This window comes from Paenibacillus sp. F024 (genome assembly GCF_057814255.1).
Genome location: NZ_JBVASZ010000011.1, coordinates 38,279 through 54,803 on the forward strand (window position 1 = coordinate 38,279; position 16,525 = coordinate 54,803).

A 16,525-nucleotide genomic window follows, 5' to 3' on the forward strand; every position below is an offset into this window, starting at 1 on the left:
CGCTCAACATCACGTTTCCCTTTCTTTCGTCGGCAAACGTACGGTGACGGTCGTTCCCTTTCCTTCATCGCTGTCCAACCGAATCATTCCCCTATGCTGCTCTACGATCCGTTTGGCGATCGCAAGCCCAAGACCAGACCCTCCTGTGCCGCGTCTTCTTGCTTTATCTACTCGATAAAATCGCTCGAAAAGCTGGCCAAGCTCCTGCCGCGGAACCCCGATCCCCTCATCCTTCACTTGCACGACTACGAAATCGCCTTCTGCTTTGCACAGAACTGCTACGGGCTTTTTACTATATTTAATGGCATTGTCCAGCAGAATGATCAACAGCTGCTTGATTTTCTCTCCGTCTGCCATACAATAAAGCTCTGAAGAGTCTGTTTCCACCTTGATTTCACGGTTGAACGCCAGGCTCAGCTGCTCGGCCGTCGTATCGATTAAAGGCTTCAGATTCATTTTTCGCAGCTCTGACTCGGGATGACGTTCGATCTCTGCCATATGCAGCAGAGAATCGATCAGACCCTTAAGGCGGACAGCTTCGGAATGAATGGCGCCCAACGCTTCTTGACGAAGGTCCGGATCTTCTCCTCCCCATCTCTGAAGCATAGAAGTATAGCTTTCAATAACAGTCAAAGGTGTTCTCAGCTCATGGGATGCATCGGAAACAAACCGTTTTTGCTTGAGATCATTTTCTTGCAGACTGTGGATCATCTGATTAAACGTTTTACCCAGTCTTCCCAGCTCATCATGATTTGTGGTAAATTGGGGACTTAATTGAATGAACTGGCCCTTGCTGCGAATGGTTTCCATCGTCTCAAGCAGTTTTCGGATCGGCCGTATGATGACTCGGGTATAAAACACCCCTCCGATTAAAGAGAACAGCAGCACACTGACGGTGGTCACCATAAGCCCGGTCCCCAAAAATTCCATAAAATCACCAAGGACATTCAGTGCCTTACCCAATTCAAGCAGTCCGATTTGAACCCCATTTTCTACAATCGGCACTTGTATGAACAGAAGTTTGTCGTTAAGATCATTTTCAACGGTAAAGTGATAATCGGTACGATAAACCGGCTGATGATCCGCAAGCTGTTCATTGGTTACCATCTGAGCGGCTATCGTTCCATGCGGGGTGATAATCCGTATGAGTGAATTGGAGTCTTGAAACTCGTTAAAAACTTCCGATTTTGACCAATTATCAGGTATTTTCATTTCAGGATTGCGGAGAATGATCTGCGCTTTGTTCCAAAGATGCTGTACCTCGGCATCTGTTGTTTTCTTAAGTATATAGAAATAGATAAAATAATTAAAAAACAGTACAATAAGCAAAATCCAGATTCCCGTCAGCAAAATCAGCCTCGTGCGAAGACTCATGGCTCAGGTACCGTCAGTTCGTATCCGACTCCCCGTGCCGTCTTAATCAGCTTAGGTTGATAGCCTTTATCGATTTTTTGGCGTAAATAGCGGATATAAACATCTACAATGTTGGTGTCACCCACAAAATCATAGCCCCAGACATCGGACAAAATTTGGTCCCGGCTTACCACATGATCTTTATGCTCCATTAAATATTGTAAAAGGTCAAATTCTTTGGGTGTAAGCTCAATGGCGTTTCCGCAGCGTGTCACCTTACGGGCCGCCAGGTCCAACTGCAAATCGTCGGCCTCCAGCACATTTCCTGAAGATTTTGGACGGCCTGTAATATGGATGAGATTGCGGATTCGGGCAAGCAGCTCTTCAATGGCAAACGGTTTAGTTACATAGTCATTGGCACCCTGCTCAAATCCGCTGACGATATCCGGAGTGGCGTCTCTGGCCGTCAATAGGATAACGGGAACGCTGTCCCCGGTCTGACGGATTCGCCGGAGCACCTCAAGCCCGTTCCATTCAGGAAGCATGACATCCAACAGGATTAAGCTCCAAGACTGACCTAAAGCCAACCTTACCCCTTCTTTGCCGTCAAAGGCGGTGCCGACTTGATATCCCTCATGTTCAAGTTCAAGTCTCAGTACCCGTGAGATTTGCTCTTCATCTTCAATAATAAGAATGGAATCGGCCATAGGTTCTCCATTATTTTGACGTTTGGTTTCATCATTTCCAAGGGAAATCCCCCTTATTCCGTATAAACAAAAAAAGAGCAATGCGCCGCGAATTAGCGTTCATTGCTCTTCTTCATGGATTCGGTTCGTTCGCTCCCGAAGGCCATAATCACGTTTTGAATTTTTTGCAAACGGATATACTCATTATTTTTCAAATCCGTCCGAAAATAAGCGTACATATAAGCGCCTTCCATAAATGACAAGCTGGGATAACAGATTAATTCCGAATTGGTGTAAGGGTTATCCAGGATAATCTGCCATTCTCCATCCCGTTGATCGGCTGAGATGGTCTCGAGGACGGTTTGCTTATACGTGACGATGAGCTCGTATTCTTCCCAAATCGATGCCCAAGCCGGACTGAATAGCTGAGGCTGTGGAAAAAGCTCCTTGGCCAAAGCGACTAAACGGCTCATTGCCGCACCCTCGTTATCCTCATAGCGCTTCAATTGCTCGCGAAACCCGTCTATAAACATGCGAAAGGCCGTAAATCCGCCCTTTCGGATCGTTTCTTGAAATACGCTCAGCTCAGTCTCCGTGGCGGCGGCTGCAAATTGATCAAAAAGATTCGTATTCATTATGGTTTCCATTCCCCGTTCTTTACGTCAACATTAGGCATCCAGCGCTGAATCGACGGTCATATTCCCTTCCGGGTCTAAATAAAGCTTGCGGGTTGGGTCATTTTTCAGCTTTACATTGAATATCTTTAATCGGTTCTCCTGTATCGGAAGAATTTGCCATAAATGTGGATCGTCACGTCCGATCATGGAAAGGAATGCATTCATTTCCCCTTCTGCCGTAGTCTCGTCATCCCACTGCTTGGCGCCGTAGTAATCCAAATCATAGTTGTTTTTTTGAATACAGGCTGCAATTTCACCGGTTTGGGTGTGCCGAAGTACATAAAACATCGGACATCCCTCCATATCTGTGTGATCAAAAGCAAAGGCGCAAGCTCAATGAAGAGTTTGCGCCTGAGCATGTGCCTTACAAGTAAGGATTTTCGTGCTTCGCCTTCAAACGGCTCCAGCGTCGTTCCACTTCGTTCTCGAACGATTGAAGCGCTTCGGCGTATTCAGGCTTGGTCAGGTGCTTTGTTTTGCCCATATTTTTGAGCCACTCGCCTACAGGAATCCGTTTGTTTTTCTCTTCCGGATTATACGTAATCGTCGTTACCCCGTTCTCAACCTCGTAAAGTGGGAAGAAACAGGAGTTAACGGCTTCGTCGATCAGCGTTTGTCCAATTTGCTCCTCAGATAACCAGTTGAGCGGACAGGTTATCAAAATTTTGCCGTATACTAAACCTTCGTTTTGTGCATAATACTGAGCTTTCGCCGCTTTTTTGAGCAGGTCCTGCGAATTGGCTTCCGAGCCGGTAAATACGTAAGGAATATTGGTAGCCGCCATAATTTGCGGTGTATCTTTATGGTGGAACAGCTTACCGCCTTGATGCTTGCCGACGTTGGATGTGGATGTCCGATGGCCGAGCGGCGTCGAGTAGGACAGCTGGGCTCCCGTATTCATGTATCCTTCATTATCGTATTCAAGAATGATCATTTTATGATTACGCAGGGCGGCGCCGATGGCAGGCCCCATACCGATATCCATACCGCCGTCTCCGGTGATCATGACAAATGTGAAATCATCCGGCAGATTCAACGAATCCAGCTCGCCGCGGCGTTTGCGTTCCCAGAACATTTCAACCACACCGGACAGTGTAGCGGCGCCGCTCTGGAACAGGTTGTGAATATACGTCGCCTTGTGGGACGAATAAGGATAGCCTGTTGTAACAACCATGGCACAGCCCGTATGGAACAACGCTACGATGTCGCCTTCAATTCCTTTGAAGAACAGCTCGAGACCGGAGAAGATACCGCATCCCGGACATGCTCCATGGCCAGGCGCAAGACGCTTGGGCTTCTTGGTCAATTGACGGATCGGAGGTACTTTTACCTTGAGCTGTCCTGTTTCTTCGTCTTTATTAACGGTAATTAAGCCCGTTTTGAGATCCTCGTACTTCATCGGCTCAATCACGCGTTTCGGTTTGTTGTTTGGATCGCCAGGCGTATGCCCATAATAATCGAACGGCACATCGACACGGCCTTTTTTCACTGCATCGATAGCGAGCTCGAAGAAAGCATGGCCGTCCTCAGCGTAGAAATCTTTACCGCCAAGACCGTAGATCCGGCTGATAACCATCGTATCGCGGTTACCTTCCGTAAACAGCGCAGCTTTGATCTCCATCGTCATATTACCGCCATGGGCACCGTAAGAATCGGCACGGTCCCCGATCGTAACGGCTTTGACGTTCTTCAACGCTTCTGCAATTTGCTTCTGCGGGAACGGGCGAATCATGTTCGGTGCGATAGAGCCTGCTTTAATGCCTTGGGCACGCAGCTGGTCGACAACGTCTTTTATAATTTCAGAGGAAGAGTTCATCAGGAATACGGCCACTTCCGCATCTTCCATACGATACAGGTCAAGAATCGGGTACTCGCGACCGGTCAATACTTTGTATTCCTTTTGAATGCGGTCGAATACCTCTCCTGCTCTGTACATCGCTTCAGATTGCTGGAAGCAGTTGTTGATGTAGTCGGGTTCATTCATATAAGGTCCGACGGTGATCGGATTATTGCGATCAAGCACGTGCGGGAATTGCTTCGGCTGCTCGCCGATGAACGCATGAACATCGCTTTTGTGAGCGAAGGTTTGCACGCGGCGCTTTTGGTGAGAAGTAAAGTAGCCGTCGGAGGCTACGATAACCGGCAAACGAACTTCCGGATCTTCCGCCAGTTTGATCGCCATAATATTCATATCGTAAACGGCTTGAGGATCGCGGCACATCAGGATCGGCCAGCCGGTATTCAGAGCATAGTACAAATCGGAATGGTCGCCGTGAATGTTCAGAGGTCCCGAAACGGAACGGCAAACCAAATTCATAACCATCGGAAAACGCGTTCCCGATTGTACCGGCATTTGCTCCAGCATATAAAGATATCCGTTCGCGCTGGTGGCGTTAAATACGCGGCCGCCCGCAGTCGAAGCACCGTAACAAATCCCTGCGGAGCCATGCTCACCGTCTGCCGGAATAAGTTTTATATCATGTTGGCCGTTGGCCTTCATCAAGTCAAGGAACTGGGCAACTTCAGTAGACGGGGAAATTGGAAAATAACCCATCACATGATAGTTGATCTGGTGAGCGGCATATGCAGCCATCTCGTTGCCGGACTCGTATACCATCCGCTGCTCTACCGTTCCCTCGCTGACTTCTTTATTGATATCGATTGCCATTATGACTTCACCTCTCCCTGTTAATTGTAAGCTAGTTCGCCAAGTTGAAGCGGTGCGCAACGCGATTCGCCTCAGCGTAGCCGTCCGTCTCACGATTCGCAGAGAGCGCTTCCGTCGGACAGGCGACAACGCATTTCAGACAGCCTTTGCAGTACTGATAATCGATGCCTTGAAGGAACATTTGCGGACGGCCTTTCTTGTCCGGCTGCTCATCCCAGACAAAGCAAAAGTCCGGACAGGCGGTGTCGCATGCCGCACAGTGAATGCATTTATCATCGTCAAAATGAGGCATCATCCCGCTGCGGGAAATGCTCAGATCCTTCAAGATACTGTTACCCGGGTTCGTTACCATTCCGCCGATCGCCTGGGTGGCATAGCCGAGTACCGGGATATCCCAACGCTTCGGCTTAGGCATCTCCGTTCCTTCCGGCAATTCGAACGTCTGAAACTGAACTTCATCATAGCCGCGTTGGAAGGTTCTAAGAGCCGGCTCCACCGCGCCAGGATATTTTTTCTCAAGCGATTTGCGGATAATTCCCTTCATATGTTCAAAATCAAGGAATTCGCAAAGACGGAACAATCCGCCCAACATCGCCATGTTGACACGGTTTTTCTCCTCCAGCGCAATGCCTGTGGCATCGACCACGGCAACCGTGCCGCCGATGAGCTTCAATTTTTCCTTCAAATCTTCAGGAGTCTTTGCGGAGTTAACCAAAACTACGCTATCCTGATAAATGCCGCTGACGACATTAATGGTTTTGGACAAATTTTCATGAAACACACCTACTACGTGCGGACGTTCAACCGGCGTGGTATCGCGTATATTCGTATCCATATCGCAAAAGCGAATATGTGCTTTTACTGGCGAACCTTTTTTCTCAGAACCATAAGAAGAAAAGCTTACGCCATTAAAACCGCTTCCAACAACGCCTGCTTCTGCCAGCATCTTACCTGCCAGATTCGCCCCCAGACCGCCGATGGATTCGAGCCGAATTTCAAAGAAGCCGAGTTCGTTCGTTTTCGGTAGAACCCTCATGAGTTCAACTCCCCTCATATATTTAGAAAGGTATATAATTCCTACGAAACAGTATACCAGTTTCTATTCTTCGCGCATAGAGTTTTTGACAATTTTGAAAGCGTTTTTCGAAGATAATCTAACATGAAACTCGTTTTATTTTCTATATATTACCTTTATGTGCAGTAATTATCATTGGTTACAAAGCCAGTTGTCCAATTTTTGCAAAAAACAAGCTAAAAATAATGGTTTATATTAAACTATCTGTTATGAAACAGCTATTACCTGTTATAAAACATTACAAGAATGGTGATTCTTTTGGAGTTCCGAAACCGAAGCTAGACCGCAAAAAGCCCAACCGCTTCCAACTCCGGTTGGCATTTATTTCTCATTCTTTTGGATCCTGCTTCAGCCGGTCTACCAGCCTAAAGCAAGGCTGTCACCCCAGGCCCCTAGGATCTGCCGCCCCGGCGTTCGCCTCAGTCAAGTCGGCCTGTGTCATGGTAAAGCCCTGAAAGCCGTAGGGAGGCCTTGATTTCGTATAACGCGTCCTTCAGAGCCGGGAATATCTTCGACGACCGTTTCCCAAGTACGGTTGTTTGACTCGAAACAGGTCTCCGACAGCTGTGGAAACCGGAACAACATGCGAAGTCCGATAAGATAGATCAGATGTTGGATGGAGGGACTATGATTATCATGAAAAACGGTATGTGCAATATCGCGAATTTGCTCAGCAGCGACATAGCTTCCTTCTCCCGGAGAAATGGCATCCAGCTCATTTGCGTACTTCCAGCCGATGTTGTGCCAGATGAAGAGCGGGCGGTCATGGGATTCCGGCACAGGCAGCACTTCGAACGGGATTCTGTCTGCACTAATATGAACGGAAGTCATTTGGGAATATTTCGATAACAGGATACGGCTAATGTGATGCAGGAAGCCTTCCACCGAACTGCCTTCGTAATCCGCCGCATGACGGAGGACCAGATTTTTCATGGAATCGGTGGTGACGACGAGTGAATTGTCCCCTTCCGTGAATGAAGCCAGGAAAGCGCGGCCCCGCATCTCTAATTTCACATTAAGCGCAAAGATAACGTTATCATGTCCGCTAAATCCGGATTCGGGAATATCCAAGACGAATGCTCGAACACCCGGCCGATCTCCTCGACGAATGTCTCCCTCTCCATTTTGTTAATGTGGTCCAGCTTATATTTCATGTACCATGCACCTGCTCCCGCTATCGAATATAAACTGCTCCATCACCGTTGATCGGGCCGGTGCCGTCACCGATACGATACGATCCGGCCCCGGCTGACCACACCCGGATGGCCGAGATGCTCCGTGCTTTTCCCATAAGGCAGCGATGGAAGCAGCCACACTTCAGCATTTCTCGGGAGCGCTTCGAACGTGTATGGCAACAAAGCTTCCCCAATTAAAGTATCTGTAAAGACGGGCAAGTGTGGTCCGTGCTCCACTGCCCCTATCGGTAAAACAACGAGCGCGTGATTCTTTGGAATCCGATCAGCCTCCAGCTTCGATAAACGCGGTAAAAACCGTTCTTCCCAAGCTCTTCCGAATATATCTTCCATTCATCTTGTTCAGCATAACATTATTTTTATGTTTTGTGCGCATTTCCCGCCTTATATAACATATATATTCCATCAATTTAGTGCTCAGTAAAAGCGTTGTTATCATTAAAAAAGCCGAGCATTCCCGCGATAAGGAATAATCGGCTTTTGTTTAAATGTTTGCTTAAAAAAAGATTTAAGTTTCCAGAAGAATTTGTCCTGTCCATGACAAATCATAACCGGGAATGGTACGCAGTTCATTTTGGAACGCTTCGGATTTCAAAATGTAAATTAAAGCTTCAATCCAATCCCGATTTTCGGCTTTTTTCATCATAACGAGATCGTATCGTTCTTGAATCAAGGGGATAAAATCGACATTTCCGACGATCGAAGCGGCCTTTTCGATTCCTATGCCGACATCCGCCTCCCCGGAAGCCACTTTTCCGGCTACCCCTAAATGATTGGTTTCCTCCTTATGATATCCATTAAGTTGGTGCGAAGGAATACCGTGCAGACGAAGCTGCTCATCAAGCAATACACGTGCTCCCGAACCTTTTTCCCGGTTCACAATCCGTAAGCCTGGTCGATTCAAATCACTCCAGCTGCCGAGATTCAGCGGATTGCCCTGCTGAACATAAAGTCCGGCTCTACGCGAAAGCAGGTTCACCACCAAAAAAGACGAGCCTACGAGCAATTTTCGGATATAGGAGAGATTATACTCGCCCGTATCACCGTCCAATAGATGAGTGCTGACGATGTCCGATTCACCTTGATACATAGATATCAAGCTGTCGAGGCTCCCTACATATGAACGCAGGGGCCGTACACCAACGATATTCTTTTCGATATGCTTTGCCAGTATATCCAAACTGATGTCCTGCCCGGTGATAACGATAGAACGCGTTCCGTTATGGAAGGTCAACGGGGCAGATCTTATAAGAGCATCAGGGGTAACCGGCTTCTCAGGAACCGTAATGCTTCTGTTTCTTTGCTTATACGCTTCGAGGTCGGCCGCGTCTATCCGCATCTGTTTGCCAACCCGATAGGAGGGCAGCTCCCCTTTTTTGATCAAATCATATACCGTAAGCTTGGAAATTTTTAGTATTTTAGCGATATCTTCTGTTGTATAGGACAATTCGTTAGACATCCCGTTCCTCCCTGCCGGTTGTTATTGCCTGTCGTGACGTTATCTTTATTTTATCATAAGTCGACTAAAATGTTCCTTAAATAGGTTTACAGAATATAAAACCGCTGTATATAATCATACTAAATATATTTATTTATTACTATTTATATTTAAATGGAGGGGTAATATGGTTAAGTATGTTAAATCAAGTATTGTTCTGTTATTTGTCACTGCCATGATGTTCGTATTCTCAGGCTGCGGCTCGGAGCCAAATTCATCCACAAACGCCGGCAGCAGTGCACAGGCACCAAGCGATAGCCAACCGAATCAGAAGCCTGCGGAAACCATTGTATTAACCGTTTCTGCGGCTGCAAGCCTGACAGATGCGCTCAAGGAAATTCAGCAGGCTTACGAATCCAAGAATACAAACATCAAACTGAGCTTTAACTTGGGTGCATCCGGCGCGCTTCAACAGCAGATCGAGCAGGGAGCCCCGGCAGATTTGTTTCTTTCCGCAGCGCCCAAGAACATGAAGGCACTCATCGACAAACAGCTGATCGATACAAATAAACAAATCAATTTGTTGAACAACGAGCTTGTCGTCGTAACTCCGGCAGATGCGAAAACGCCGGTTGAACGGGTTACGGATCTAACGAAGCCTGAAGTAAAAAAAATGGCGATCGGCATCCCGGAAAGCGTCCCGGCCGGCAGCTATGCCAAAGAATTGCTTACAAACGCTAAACTTTGGGAAATACTACAGCCCAAAACCGTTCAAGGAAAAGACGTTAGACAAGTGCTTCAATATGTGGAGACCGGAAATGCCGACGCCGGATTTGTTTATAAGACAGACGCCTTGACTTCAAAGAAGGTGAATATCGCTTTTACTCTTGATTCGAAAACCTATACTCCTGTCGAGTATCCGCTTGGGATTGTCAAAGCTACGAAGCATGGTAAAGAAGCCGAAGATCTGTTTACATACCTGCAATCGAAAGAGGCGTTAGATATTTTCGTTAAATATGGTTTTTCTATACCCAAATGATGGACATGAATTGGAATGAATATTGGTCCCCTATCCGATTATCGTTACAAGTGGCTATGCTATCCAGTATAGTGGCGGCCGTATTAGGAGCAGGTGCCGCTTGGTGGATGACCCGGCATTCGTTTAAAGGAAAGACGCTTCTTGAAACCACATTTATGCTGCCGCTTGTGCTCCCTCCAACCGTTGTCGGATTTCTGCTCTTAGTTATGCTTGGCCGTAAAAGCTGGTTAGGAGGCCTCATCGAATGGTTGTTTAATGCTCCGATCGTATTTTCCTGGTGGGCTGCCGTGGTAGCTTCCATCGTTGTAGCTTTTCCGCTTGTCTATCAAACCATGAAGGCCGGCTATGCTTCCGTCGACCGGGATTTGGAGGATGCAGGACGTTCTTTCGGGGCAAACGAATGGCAAGTGTTTAGGTACATCACACTCCCTTTAACCTATCGGTCATTACTAGCCGCCTTTATCCTTGGATTCGCGCGGGGACTAGGTGAATTCGGCGCAACCTTGATGATCGCCGGGAACATTCCCGGCAAAACTCAAACCATACCTACTGCCATTTATGTTGCGGTCGATGCGGGCAACACTCCGATGGCGTGGGCATGGACGGGAGCCATGATAGTCATTTCCTTTATTATGCTGCTCTTAACCCGACGCAAAGATCATTAGTTTATGCTCCAACGCATGTTCAGGCTCTTCAGTCCTCCTGCGTGCCATTCCATAGCCGTAAACCTACCGGCATCAGGAGGATTTCAAAAAATGATCATCGCCATGTTTAAAATTTCATCCAGTTCCGCTAAAATCATCTCTGCTCATGAATCCTATGGTATATTTTAATTGCAAGGAAAGCGCTGCCATTTTGTAAAATGAGGAGGATGTTCATGTTAGCGAAAGCCGCGATTACCAAAGGTAAAGGCGAACCGTTCCACATCGACACGATCAAGATTGACGATCCCAAACCGGGTGAAGTATTAGTCCGCATTGTGGCCGCAGGGATTTGTCACACGGATCTGATTGTCCGGGATCAGTATTACCCTGTTCCGCTTCCTGCTGTACTAGGTCATGAAGGCTCAGGGATTGTCGAACGCGTCGGCGATGGCGTAACCAGCGTACAGCCGGGAGACCACGTCGTGCTGTCATTCTCATCCTGCGGCTCTTGTACAAGCTGTCGTACGGGCCGGCCCTATGCCTGCGAAACCTTCTATGAACTGAATTTCACGGGTACCATGTCTGACGGAACTTGCCGCTTACATACGCAGGACGGTAAAGATGTGGCCAATTTCTTTGGTCAATCCAGCTTTTCCAACTATGCTGTCGTTTCGGAGAGAAATGTTGTAAGCGTTACCAAGGATGTCCCTATAGAGCTGTTGGGTCCTCTGGGGTGCGGTGTTCAAACCGGTAGCGGAGCGGTTCTTAATAAATTAAAGCCGGTGTTAGGCTCAAGCCTGGTGGTATTCGGCTGCGGTTCTGTAGGGTTAAGCGCACTGATGGCAGCTAAAGTGGCCAATTGCGCAACCATCATCGCCGTTGACGTTCAGGAAAGCCGTCTTTCCATGGCCAAGGAATTGGGTGCAACACATACGGTTAATCCCAAAAACGTAAATACGGTGGATGAAATTCGAAGGATCACCGGTAAAGGGGCCAATTATTCCATAGAAACCACCAGCAGACCGGAGGTATTGCGTCAAGCGGTGGACTGTCTTGCTACACTAGGGACTGCCGTTGTCATCGGCGCGCCGGCTCTGGGCACCGAGGTTTCATTGGATGTGAATACGATACTGTTTGAGAAAAATGTGACCGGCTTGCTGCTCGGTTCAAGCATTCCGCAAATATTCATACCCCAGCTCATTCAATTATACAGAGAAGGGAAATTCCCCTTTGACAAGCTCGTTAAATTTTACTCTATAGAAGAAATCAACCAAGCGGCACACGATTCGGAGACGGGGGTTACGATCAAGCCGATCGTAAAGATCGGATAAACTTCTACCGCCATACTCTTTACGTAAACAGGCTGCCTTCCATAAGGCAGCCCTGCTCATTTCATAGATAGACCTGACACTTTTCCTGAAGAGAGCCCGTGCTTCCTTTCCTCGTCAAGACCTGGCTATCTCCCCCTTCCTTATGTTGTTCAGAGAGCTTTTCTACCGCCCGAACGATCGGACCGTATCCGGTACAACGGCATAAATTGCCCGACAAAGCCTCTTCGATTTCCGAGCGATTCGGGCAAGGATTGGCTTCAATCAATCCCTTTATGGACATGGCCGCCTATGCTGTGCTCGGATGCGAAATTCAGTACAGCCGGTCCCAGGGTCGCGTATGCGCCGGTGTCCGCGATAATCCATACCTGGTGAGCAACCAATCGCCCCTCAGCATCAACGCCGGTACGCATGGCAATCTTCATCGGATGCCGCTTCAAGCCTGCGCGGACGGACTCGAAGCGGTCCTGATACCTCACCCCGTTGATAGGAAGTACGATGCAGCACATTGCCTGAAGCATGCAGCCTCGGGGCATCCGGACGCAGCGCAGCTTCGGGATCATCCAGCACAGGCAAGGGCTCATAAGCAACCTCAATCAAGTGCAGCGCCTGCTCCGCGATTTCCATTCTTTCTGCTGCTACAGCAGCTATCGCGGAAGCCACATCGCCGCCTAAAGTTCCTATATTCCGGATGGAAGGGGTAGAGATGACTCGGCCAGCGCCTTGGCTTCTTGGTTGCCGTCTGCATTCCGCCAGACGAATCATATTACCGATTCTAAACCGGACCCTCGATCCTGCATTCTCAAGTACCCGCATGCCTTGCAGTGCAGCTATACCCTCCAAGCTGATCAGATGCATGGGTATACGGGATAACCCGGACTCCCACTGTATCCCGAGCAGCGAGCCTCCAGACACGTAAGTGCTCTCCGCCCCCATGCTTCTTTCAAATCTGAAGGCTGCCAAACCCTCGGCTCGGAAGGTTGGATATACTTGCCGATCGCCATGTCCATTCCCCTCCCGAATCATTTATCGTTCATTCCCCCTGCATCCGTATCCGAACGTGAGTTGCACCCTTCAACTGTCACTCGGGATTAACAATACAACCGGATCCGCTCTATATCTTCAGGCGTATCCGCATCGATAAACCGCCGAACGTCAGGGTCTTCCTGAATCATGCCGCAATAATGGGGCTCCATGAACAAGATTCTGGCCCCATCATCTCCCGTAAGCTTACCTATCGATGCAAACATCGTTCGGGAAAGCAATACTGGAGGCTTGGGCAGGCCCATGTGTCCGGACGCACAATAATCAAGTGTCCGATGATTTTGAAATGAGCGGATCAAGCGGTCAATCATTTCCGTTTTGATCAGAGGCTGATCCGCGAGCATGACAACAACCGCTTCCGGCTGAGACGTCTCACATGCGGCCATAAGTCCACATTTCAAAGAATGGGACATGCCGTACATCGCATCCGGACACACAACCAGACAAGCGCGTCCTTCCGCTTCAGCTTCATAAAAGGATGAGGGCAGCCAATCGGTCGACTGCCCTTCCCGTTTGACGACATATATCCGTCCCAAGGCTGAGCGAAGCGCCTCCTCAAGGGCGAATGCGCCAAGACGCTCGCCCGGCGTGATTTCTACGGAAAGCTTGGAGCCTCCCATCCGCTCCCCGGCTCCTGCCGCTAAATAGATGCCTGCAATATTCGGTTTCATGCATTTGCCGCTCCTCTCCGTCATGATTTATATAAGTCCGTCTCTTTCGTTCGATCAATTCAGCCGTAATGCTCACGGCGATTTCCTCCGGGCCTGCCGCACCGATATCCAACCCGACCGGGTAATGCAAATATTCCAGAGCGGGGCGGCACTTGAGCCTACGCTCCGTTCGGGATGCGGAACCCATCACCCCGACAAGCATGCCCTTCGGTTTCAATTACTTGGCAAGCACCGCTTCCCGCTTTGCTCGCATCGGCGCCTCCAGCAATTCGCCGATCTTCTCCAATCTATATGCGGCGGCATTTCGATGAATATAGAGCTGCTTGGCTGTTTCATTCATTTGCCCGTCATTCTTGATGAACACCTCTAATGGACGAAGCATATCCTGCACGTACTCCGGATCACCGTCTTTTATTCAATCGGTGATGTCCGGGGCATCCATTACATTGACGGATTTCACGATTCTTGAAGTACAGGCTTTACCTGCGATGAGCCTGCCTTCGTAACGGGAAAATTGACATCACCTGTTCGACGGCAAGATGCATAGGCACTCCCCTCCCAGGAATAACCTTGGATATGCGTGCAGCGGGATTGGATATCTTATACGAAACGAATATGTAATCATATATTACATTATATAAAGAATCATGCACATTTTCAATAATATATGTCATCTATTATAACATTATCTTGACTTTATTTGTTTTGTGTTAGGCTATGTTCAATCAAATTGTGGATACTTGATGATTTCGAACATTCGTTCTGTTTAGTTAATATCAGAATTTGCATTATATACAGCGTGGTTTCGGTTCTTGGATAGCAAGGATAATGAGAATACTGCGTCGAATAAGAAAAATATGGTGAATACTTCTTGCCTGTTTACCGTAACTGAAACAAATAGCATCCTTCGACGGTTGGCTTTTTCTTGCTAATCAAACGGACAGGTTAATATCTAAAGGGAACCGGATTTATAAAAGCACGCTGAAATTATAGTTGGGGATTTACATTATTATGGCTGGCGAGCCAATTGATCAATACGGGACATTTCCAGCTTCCATTTACATTTATGTTCCATACTGTGACAGCATTTATGAAAAAGCCATCCAGCACGGAGCAGAATCGATAATGGTTCTAACCGACATGAAGCATGCCGGCGAAAGATATGGTGGAGTTAAAGATCCTTTCGGTAACATTTGGTGGATTGCAAAGAACAGGCAAAGAGAATCCAGGAGATGAAAAATAAGTGGATTTAGATTACATTGTAAAGTTGTTGCCTTAGCGGGAACGTTAGCTCAGTCTCCGCTAGGTCAACAACGTTAACCCAAACAAAAAAACCCGCAGGTAGCGGGTGTACTTCATAAGATATCATTCTAGCTCAAGCTTTGGTTTACTCTCTCTACAATTTGATCCGGGGTCATGCCTTGAGCATTAATCACCGACGCTTGAGTCACGGTTTCACTTATTCCCATCATGTTCTTATCCTGACCGGAGATTACGCAGCAATCGCAATTTTGCAAATTTCCGCTATTCATGGAAACAACCTCATGTCCATTTTGCTGAAGAGCGTTTTTCACCTCTTCCAAGCTGTTTTCTACCGCAATTTTTGCCATGGCTTATCTTCCCTCCTTTTCCATGCTGTAGTGTGCCCGGGTTGTTCCCTTTTTTATACGTGCAATTTTAGGGATACAGGATAATCTTTATGGATGACAATCGGATCGCTTACACGCTGTAAAGAAGTCGTGTACTTATCCTGCTTTGAGGCCGGGATGTACAGATCCGGGTAAGGACTGCTGCTGTCACTGTCATCCGCGGTGCCAACCCCCGGTATATTCAATTCCTCTAGCCGATGCCGATGCTCCTGTCTGACGAGGTCCAGCCCCTATGGGCGATTAACCTGCTGCACCAGCAGCGAAAATGCCGGACTCTCTCCCCTTCGTAATGTTCGTATACGCTTCAATTAATGCATTCTGTACCGCTTCTTCCGCTAAATGGGATGAGTTTAAATTGCCGCAGAAGTCCGGTATGCTCTGGCAATCAACGGCTCGACCCGTGTCCCGAAGGCCTCTTTATCACCGTTTCGAATCCTTTGCCATAGGTACTGCTCGTTGTCTCGGTTCAATGTGCTTCGCCTCCCTTTACGTGTCACTATATTATAGGCGTAATTCAGCGCAATACGATTCAAAAATCGGCAAAGAAAAACAGCTGCCATGAGCAGCTGCATAAAAGTTTACTCCCAAAAGACTTTTCGTTCAATAATCTTCCGTCTCCACTTCATACACACATCGAAAACGTTCAGCACCGGGCAAAGTCTCCCCAAGACTTCTAATAGAAAAACCGATATTCCGATAAAACTCCACGGCCTCTTCGTCAGTTTCCGCATGAATGGTCAGCGGTTTTTTGAGTTCGATCAGCTCCAGCAATTGTCCGCGGCCATAGCCTTGTCCTCGAAATTCCGGATGCACGGCAAGATGCTTTACTTCCAGAAGTCCATCGGGATGTGCAATAAATCCGACAACACCAATGATTTGGCCATCCTCTTCATATCCATACAGCTCGCGGTTGTCCTCCTCCGCATAGGCTTTCAGTTCCTTTTCCAATAAACCCTGAACGGGAAAGACGGAATACGACAGCAGCTCCTGAATAACCTCTTCACTGAGTCTTTGTTTAATATCCACCAACATCAAAAGTCACTCCGTTACCGTTTCAATA

20 protein-coding genes and 2 pseudogenes are annotated in these 16,525 nt (G+C 47.8%); 3 read left to right on the forward strand and 19 right to left on the reverse strand.

The window, feature by feature from the left end:
* Window positions 1-9 precede the first annotated feature (9 nt).
* From ACZYR9_RS13105 to ACZYR9_RS13150, 10 genes are all read right to left on the reverse strand, one after another.
* Complete coding sequence (locus ACZYR9_RS13105) at window positions 10-1,374, reverse strand: sensor histidine kinase (protein WP_488978945.1); 1,365 nt, start codon at window positions 1,372-1,374, stop codon at window positions 10-12.
* Window positions 1,371-2,060 carry a response regulator transcription factor gene (locus tag ACZYR9_RS13110; RefSeq protein WP_488978946.1) on the reverse strand — a complete coding sequence of 230 codons (690 nt, stop codon included), beginning with the start codon at window positions 2,058-2,060 and terminating at the stop codon, window positions 1,371-1,373. Before ACZYR9_RS13110 ends, ACZYR9_RS13105 begins: the two co-directional genes overlap by 4 nt.
* A gap of 92 nt (window positions 2,061-2,152) precedes the next feature.
* Entirely contained in the window at window positions 2,153-2,674 is a 522-nt protein-coding gene (locus ACZYR9_RS13115; RefSeq protein WP_488978947.1) for a hypothetical protein, read from the reverse strand.
* 33 nt (window positions 2,675-2,707) lie between these two features.
* The gene (locus ACZYR9_RS13120) at window positions 2,708-3,004 is read right to left on the reverse strand and encodes a hypothetical protein (protein WP_488978948.1); all 297 of its coding nucleotides are present in this window, start codon (window positions 3,002-3,004) and stop codon (window positions 2,708-2,710) included.
* A 76-nt stretch (window positions 3,005-3,080) separates the two neighbouring features.
* Complete coding sequence (locus ACZYR9_RS13125) at window positions 3,081-5,384, reverse strand: thiamine pyrophosphate-dependent enzyme (protein WP_488978949.1); 2,304 nt, start codon at window positions 5,382-5,384, stop codon at window positions 3,081-3,083.
* Window positions 5,385-5,415: 31 nt separating this feature from the next.
* Window positions 5,416-6,420: a 2-oxoacid:acceptor oxidoreductase family protein gene (locus tag ACZYR9_RS13130; protein ID WP_488978950.1), complete on the reverse strand. Its 1,005-nt coding sequence runs from the start codon at window positions 6,418-6,420 to the stop codon at window positions 5,416-5,418.
* Window positions 6,421-6,897: 477 nt separating this feature from the next.
* Window positions 6,898-7,461 (reverse strand): hypothetical protein, encoded by a 564-nt coding sequence (locus tag ACZYR9_RS13135; protein ID WP_488978951.1) that lies wholly within the window; start codon window positions 7,459-7,461, stop codon window positions 6,898-6,900.
* Between the two features lie 8 nt (window positions 7,462-7,469).
* A complete protein-coding gene (locus ACZYR9_RS13140) occupies window positions 7,470-7,613 on the reverse strand; it encodes a hypothetical protein (RefSeq protein WP_488978952.1) in 144 nt (47 codons plus the stop codon).
* Window positions 7,614-7,679: 66 nt separating this feature from the next.
* Entirely contained in the window at window positions 7,680-7,985 is a 306-nt protein-coding gene (locus ACZYR9_RS13145; protein ID WP_488978953.1) for a creatininase family protein, read from the reverse strand.
* A gap of 175 nt (window positions 7,986-8,160) precedes the next feature.
* Window positions 8,161-9,111, reverse strand: a complete 951-nt coding sequence (locus tag ACZYR9_RS13150; RefSeq protein WP_488978954.1) for a substrate-binding domain-containing protein — start codon at window positions 9,109-9,111, stop codon at window positions 8,161-8,163.
* Between the two features lie 166 nt (window positions 9,112-9,277).
* Here ACZYR9_RS13150 and modA point away from each other — a divergent pair, with 166 nt between their 5' ends.
* The 3 genes from modA to ACZYR9_RS13165 all read left to right on the forward strand — a co-directional run bounded on the left by modA (window position 9,278) and on the right by ACZYR9_RS13165 (window position 12,104).
* The gene (modA, locus tag ACZYR9_RS13155) at window positions 9,278-10,129 is read left to right on the forward strand and encodes a molybdate ABC transporter substrate-binding protein (protein WP_488978955.1); all 852 of its coding nucleotides are present in this window, start codon (window positions 9,278-9,280) and stop codon (window positions 10,127-10,129) included.
* A gap of 5 nt (window positions 10,130-10,134) precedes the next feature.
* Window positions 10,135-10,794 (forward strand): molybdate ABC transporter permease subunit, encoded by a 660-nt coding sequence (gene modB / locus ACZYR9_RS13160; RefSeq protein ID WP_488978956.1) that lies wholly within the window; start codon window positions 10,135-10,137, stop codon window positions 10,792-10,794.
* A 212-nt stretch (window positions 10,795-11,006) separates the two neighbouring features.
* Window positions 11,007-12,104: an NAD(P)-dependent alcohol dehydrogenase gene (locus ACZYR9_RS13165; protein ID WP_488978957.1), complete on the forward strand. Its 1,098-nt coding sequence runs from the start codon at window positions 11,007-11,009 to the stop codon at window positions 12,102-12,104.
* A 61-nt stretch (window positions 12,105-12,165) separates the two neighbouring features.
* Here ACZYR9_RS13165 and ACZYR9_RS13170 read toward each other — a convergent pair whose 3' ends face one another.
* From ACZYR9_RS13170 to ACZYR9_RS13210, 9 genes and pseudogenes are all read right to left on the reverse strand, one after another.
* Window positions 12,166-12,384: a 2Fe-2S iron-sulfur cluster-binding protein gene (locus ACZYR9_RS13170; protein WP_488978958.1), complete on the reverse strand. Its 219-nt coding sequence runs from the start codon at window positions 12,382-12,384 to the stop codon at window positions 12,166-12,168.
* Window positions 12,383-12,764, reverse strand: a pseudogene (locus ACZYR9_RS13175) (molybdopterin cofactor-binding domain-containing protein); the annotation flags it as partial. The gene ACZYR9_RS13170 and the pseudogene ACZYR9_RS13175, both read right to left, overlap by 2 nt.
* Before the next feature lie 48 nt (window positions 12,765-12,812).
* A pseudogene (locus ACZYR9_RS13180) lies at window positions 12,813-13,127 on the reverse strand (hypothetical protein); the annotation flags it as partial.
* 65 nt (window positions 13,128-13,192) lie between these two features.
* Window positions 13,193-13,816 (reverse strand): nucleotidyltransferase family protein, encoded by a 624-nt coding sequence (locus tag ACZYR9_RS13185; RefSeq protein ID WP_488978959.1) that lies wholly within the window; start codon window positions 13,814-13,816, stop codon window positions 13,193-13,195.
* Entirely contained in the window at window positions 13,701-14,018 is a 318-nt protein-coding gene (locus tag ACZYR9_RS13190; protein ID WP_488979076.1) for an XdhC family protein, read from the reverse strand. Before ACZYR9_RS13190 ends, ACZYR9_RS13185 begins: the two co-directional genes overlap by 116 nt.
* A gap of 15 nt (window positions 14,019-14,033) precedes the next feature.
* Entirely contained in the window at window positions 14,034-14,198 is a 165-nt protein-coding gene (locus ACZYR9_RS13195; protein WP_488978960.1) for a helix-turn-helix domain-containing protein, read from the reverse strand.
* Between the two features lie 988 nt (window positions 14,199-15,186).
* Window positions 15,187-15,426 (reverse strand): YkuS family protein, encoded by a 240-nt coding sequence (locus ACZYR9_RS13200; protein ID WP_488978961.1) that lies wholly within the window; start codon window positions 15,424-15,426, stop codon window positions 15,187-15,189.
* 389 nt (window positions 15,427-15,815) lie between these two features.
* Entirely contained in the window at window positions 15,816-16,037 is a 222-nt protein-coding gene (locus ACZYR9_RS13205; protein WP_488978962.1) for a hypothetical protein, read from the reverse strand.
* Between the two features lie 28 nt (window positions 16,038-16,065).
* The gene (locus tag ACZYR9_RS13210) at window positions 16,066-16,497 is read right to left on the reverse strand and encodes a GNAT family N-acetyltransferase (protein WP_488978963.1); all 432 of its coding nucleotides are present in this window, start codon (window positions 16,495-16,497) and stop codon (window positions 16,066-16,068) included.
* Between the last annotated feature and the right edge of the window lie 28 nt (window positions 16,498-16,525).

What these genes read in the sequence shown, in the direction of transcription:
- ACZYR9_RS13105 (WP_488978945.1), bottom strand. Translation starts at nt 1,374, where the DNA reads ATGAGTCTTCGCACGAGGCTGATTTTGCTGACGGGAATCTGGATTTTG.
- ACZYR9_RS13110 (WP_488978946.1), bottom strand. Translation starts at nt 2,060, where the DNA reads ATGGCCGATTCCATTCTTATTATTGAAGATGAAGAGCAAATCTCACGG.
- ACZYR9_RS13115 (WP_488978947.1), bottom strand. Translation starts at nt 2,674, where the DNA reads ATGAATACGAATCTTTTTGATCAATTTGCAGCCGCCGCCACGGAGACT.
- ACZYR9_RS13120 (WP_488978948.1), bottom strand. Translation starts at nt 3,004, where the DNA reads ATGTTTTATGTACTTCGGCACACCCAAACCGGTGAAATTGCAGCCTGT.
- ACZYR9_RS13125 (WP_488978949.1), bottom strand. Translation starts at nt 5,384, where the DNA reads ATGGCAATCGATATCAATAAAGAAGTCAGCGAGGGAACGGTAGAGCAG.
- ACZYR9_RS13130 (WP_488978950.1), bottom strand. Translation starts at nt 6,420, where the DNA reads ATGAGGGTTCTACCGAAAACGAACGAACTCGGCTTCTTTGAAATTCGG.
- ACZYR9_RS13135 (WP_488978951.1), bottom strand. Translation starts at nt 7,461, where the DNA reads ATGCGGGGCCGCGCTTTCCTGGCTTCATTCACGGAAGGGGACAATTCA.
- ACZYR9_RS13140 (WP_488978952.1), bottom strand. Translation starts at nt 7,613, where the DNA reads ATGAAATATAAGCTGGACCACATTAACAAAATGGAGAGGGAGACATTC.
- ACZYR9_RS13145 (WP_488978953.1), bottom strand. Translation starts at nt 7,985, where the DNA reads ATGGAAGATATATTCGGAAGAGCTTGGGAAGAACGGTTTTTACCGCGT.
- ACZYR9_RS13150 (WP_488978954.1), bottom strand. Translation starts at nt 9,111, where the DNA reads ATGTCTAACGAATTGTCCTATACAACAGAAGATATCGCTAAAATACTA.
- modA (WP_488978955.1), top strand. Translation starts at nt 9,278, where the DNA reads ATGGTTAAGTATGTTAAATCAAGTATTGTTCTGTTATTTGTCACTGCC.
- modB (WP_488978956.1), top strand. Translation starts at nt 10,135, where the DNA reads ATGAATTGGAATGAATATTGGTCCCCTATCCGATTATCGTTACAAGTG.
- ACZYR9_RS13165 (WP_488978957.1), top strand. Translation starts at nt 11,007, where the DNA reads ATGTTAGCGAAAGCCGCGATTACCAAAGGTAAAGGCGAACCGTTCCAC.
- ACZYR9_RS13170 (WP_488978958.1), bottom strand. Translation starts at nt 12,384, where the DNA reads ATGTCCATAAAGGGATTGATTGAAGCCAATCCTTGCCCGAATCGCTCG.
- ACZYR9_RS13185 (WP_488978959.1), bottom strand. Translation starts at nt 13,816, where the DNA reads ATGAAACCGAATATTGCAGGCATCTATTTAGCGGCAGGAGCCGGGGAG.
- ACZYR9_RS13190 (WP_488979076.1), bottom strand. Translation starts at nt 14,018, where the DNA reads ATGCTTGTCGGGGTGATGGGTTCCGCATCCCGAACGGAGCGTAGGCTC.
- ACZYR9_RS13195 (WP_488978960.1), bottom strand. Translation starts at nt 14,198, where the DNA reads ATGCTTCGTCCATTAGAGGTGTTCATCAAGAATGACGGGCAAATGAAT.
- ACZYR9_RS13200 (WP_488978961.1), bottom strand. Translation starts at nt 15,426, where the DNA reads ATGGCAAAAATTGCGGTAGAAAACAGCTTGGAAGAGGTGAAAAACGCT.
- ACZYR9_RS13205 (WP_488978962.1), bottom strand. Translation starts at nt 16,037, where the DNA reads ATGCAGCTGCTCATGGCAGCTGTTTTTCTTTGCCGATTTTTGAATCGT.
- ACZYR9_RS13210 (WP_488978963.1), bottom strand. Translation starts at nt 16,497, where the DNA reads ATGTTGGTGGATATTAAACAAAGACTCAGTGAAGAGGTTATTCAGGAG.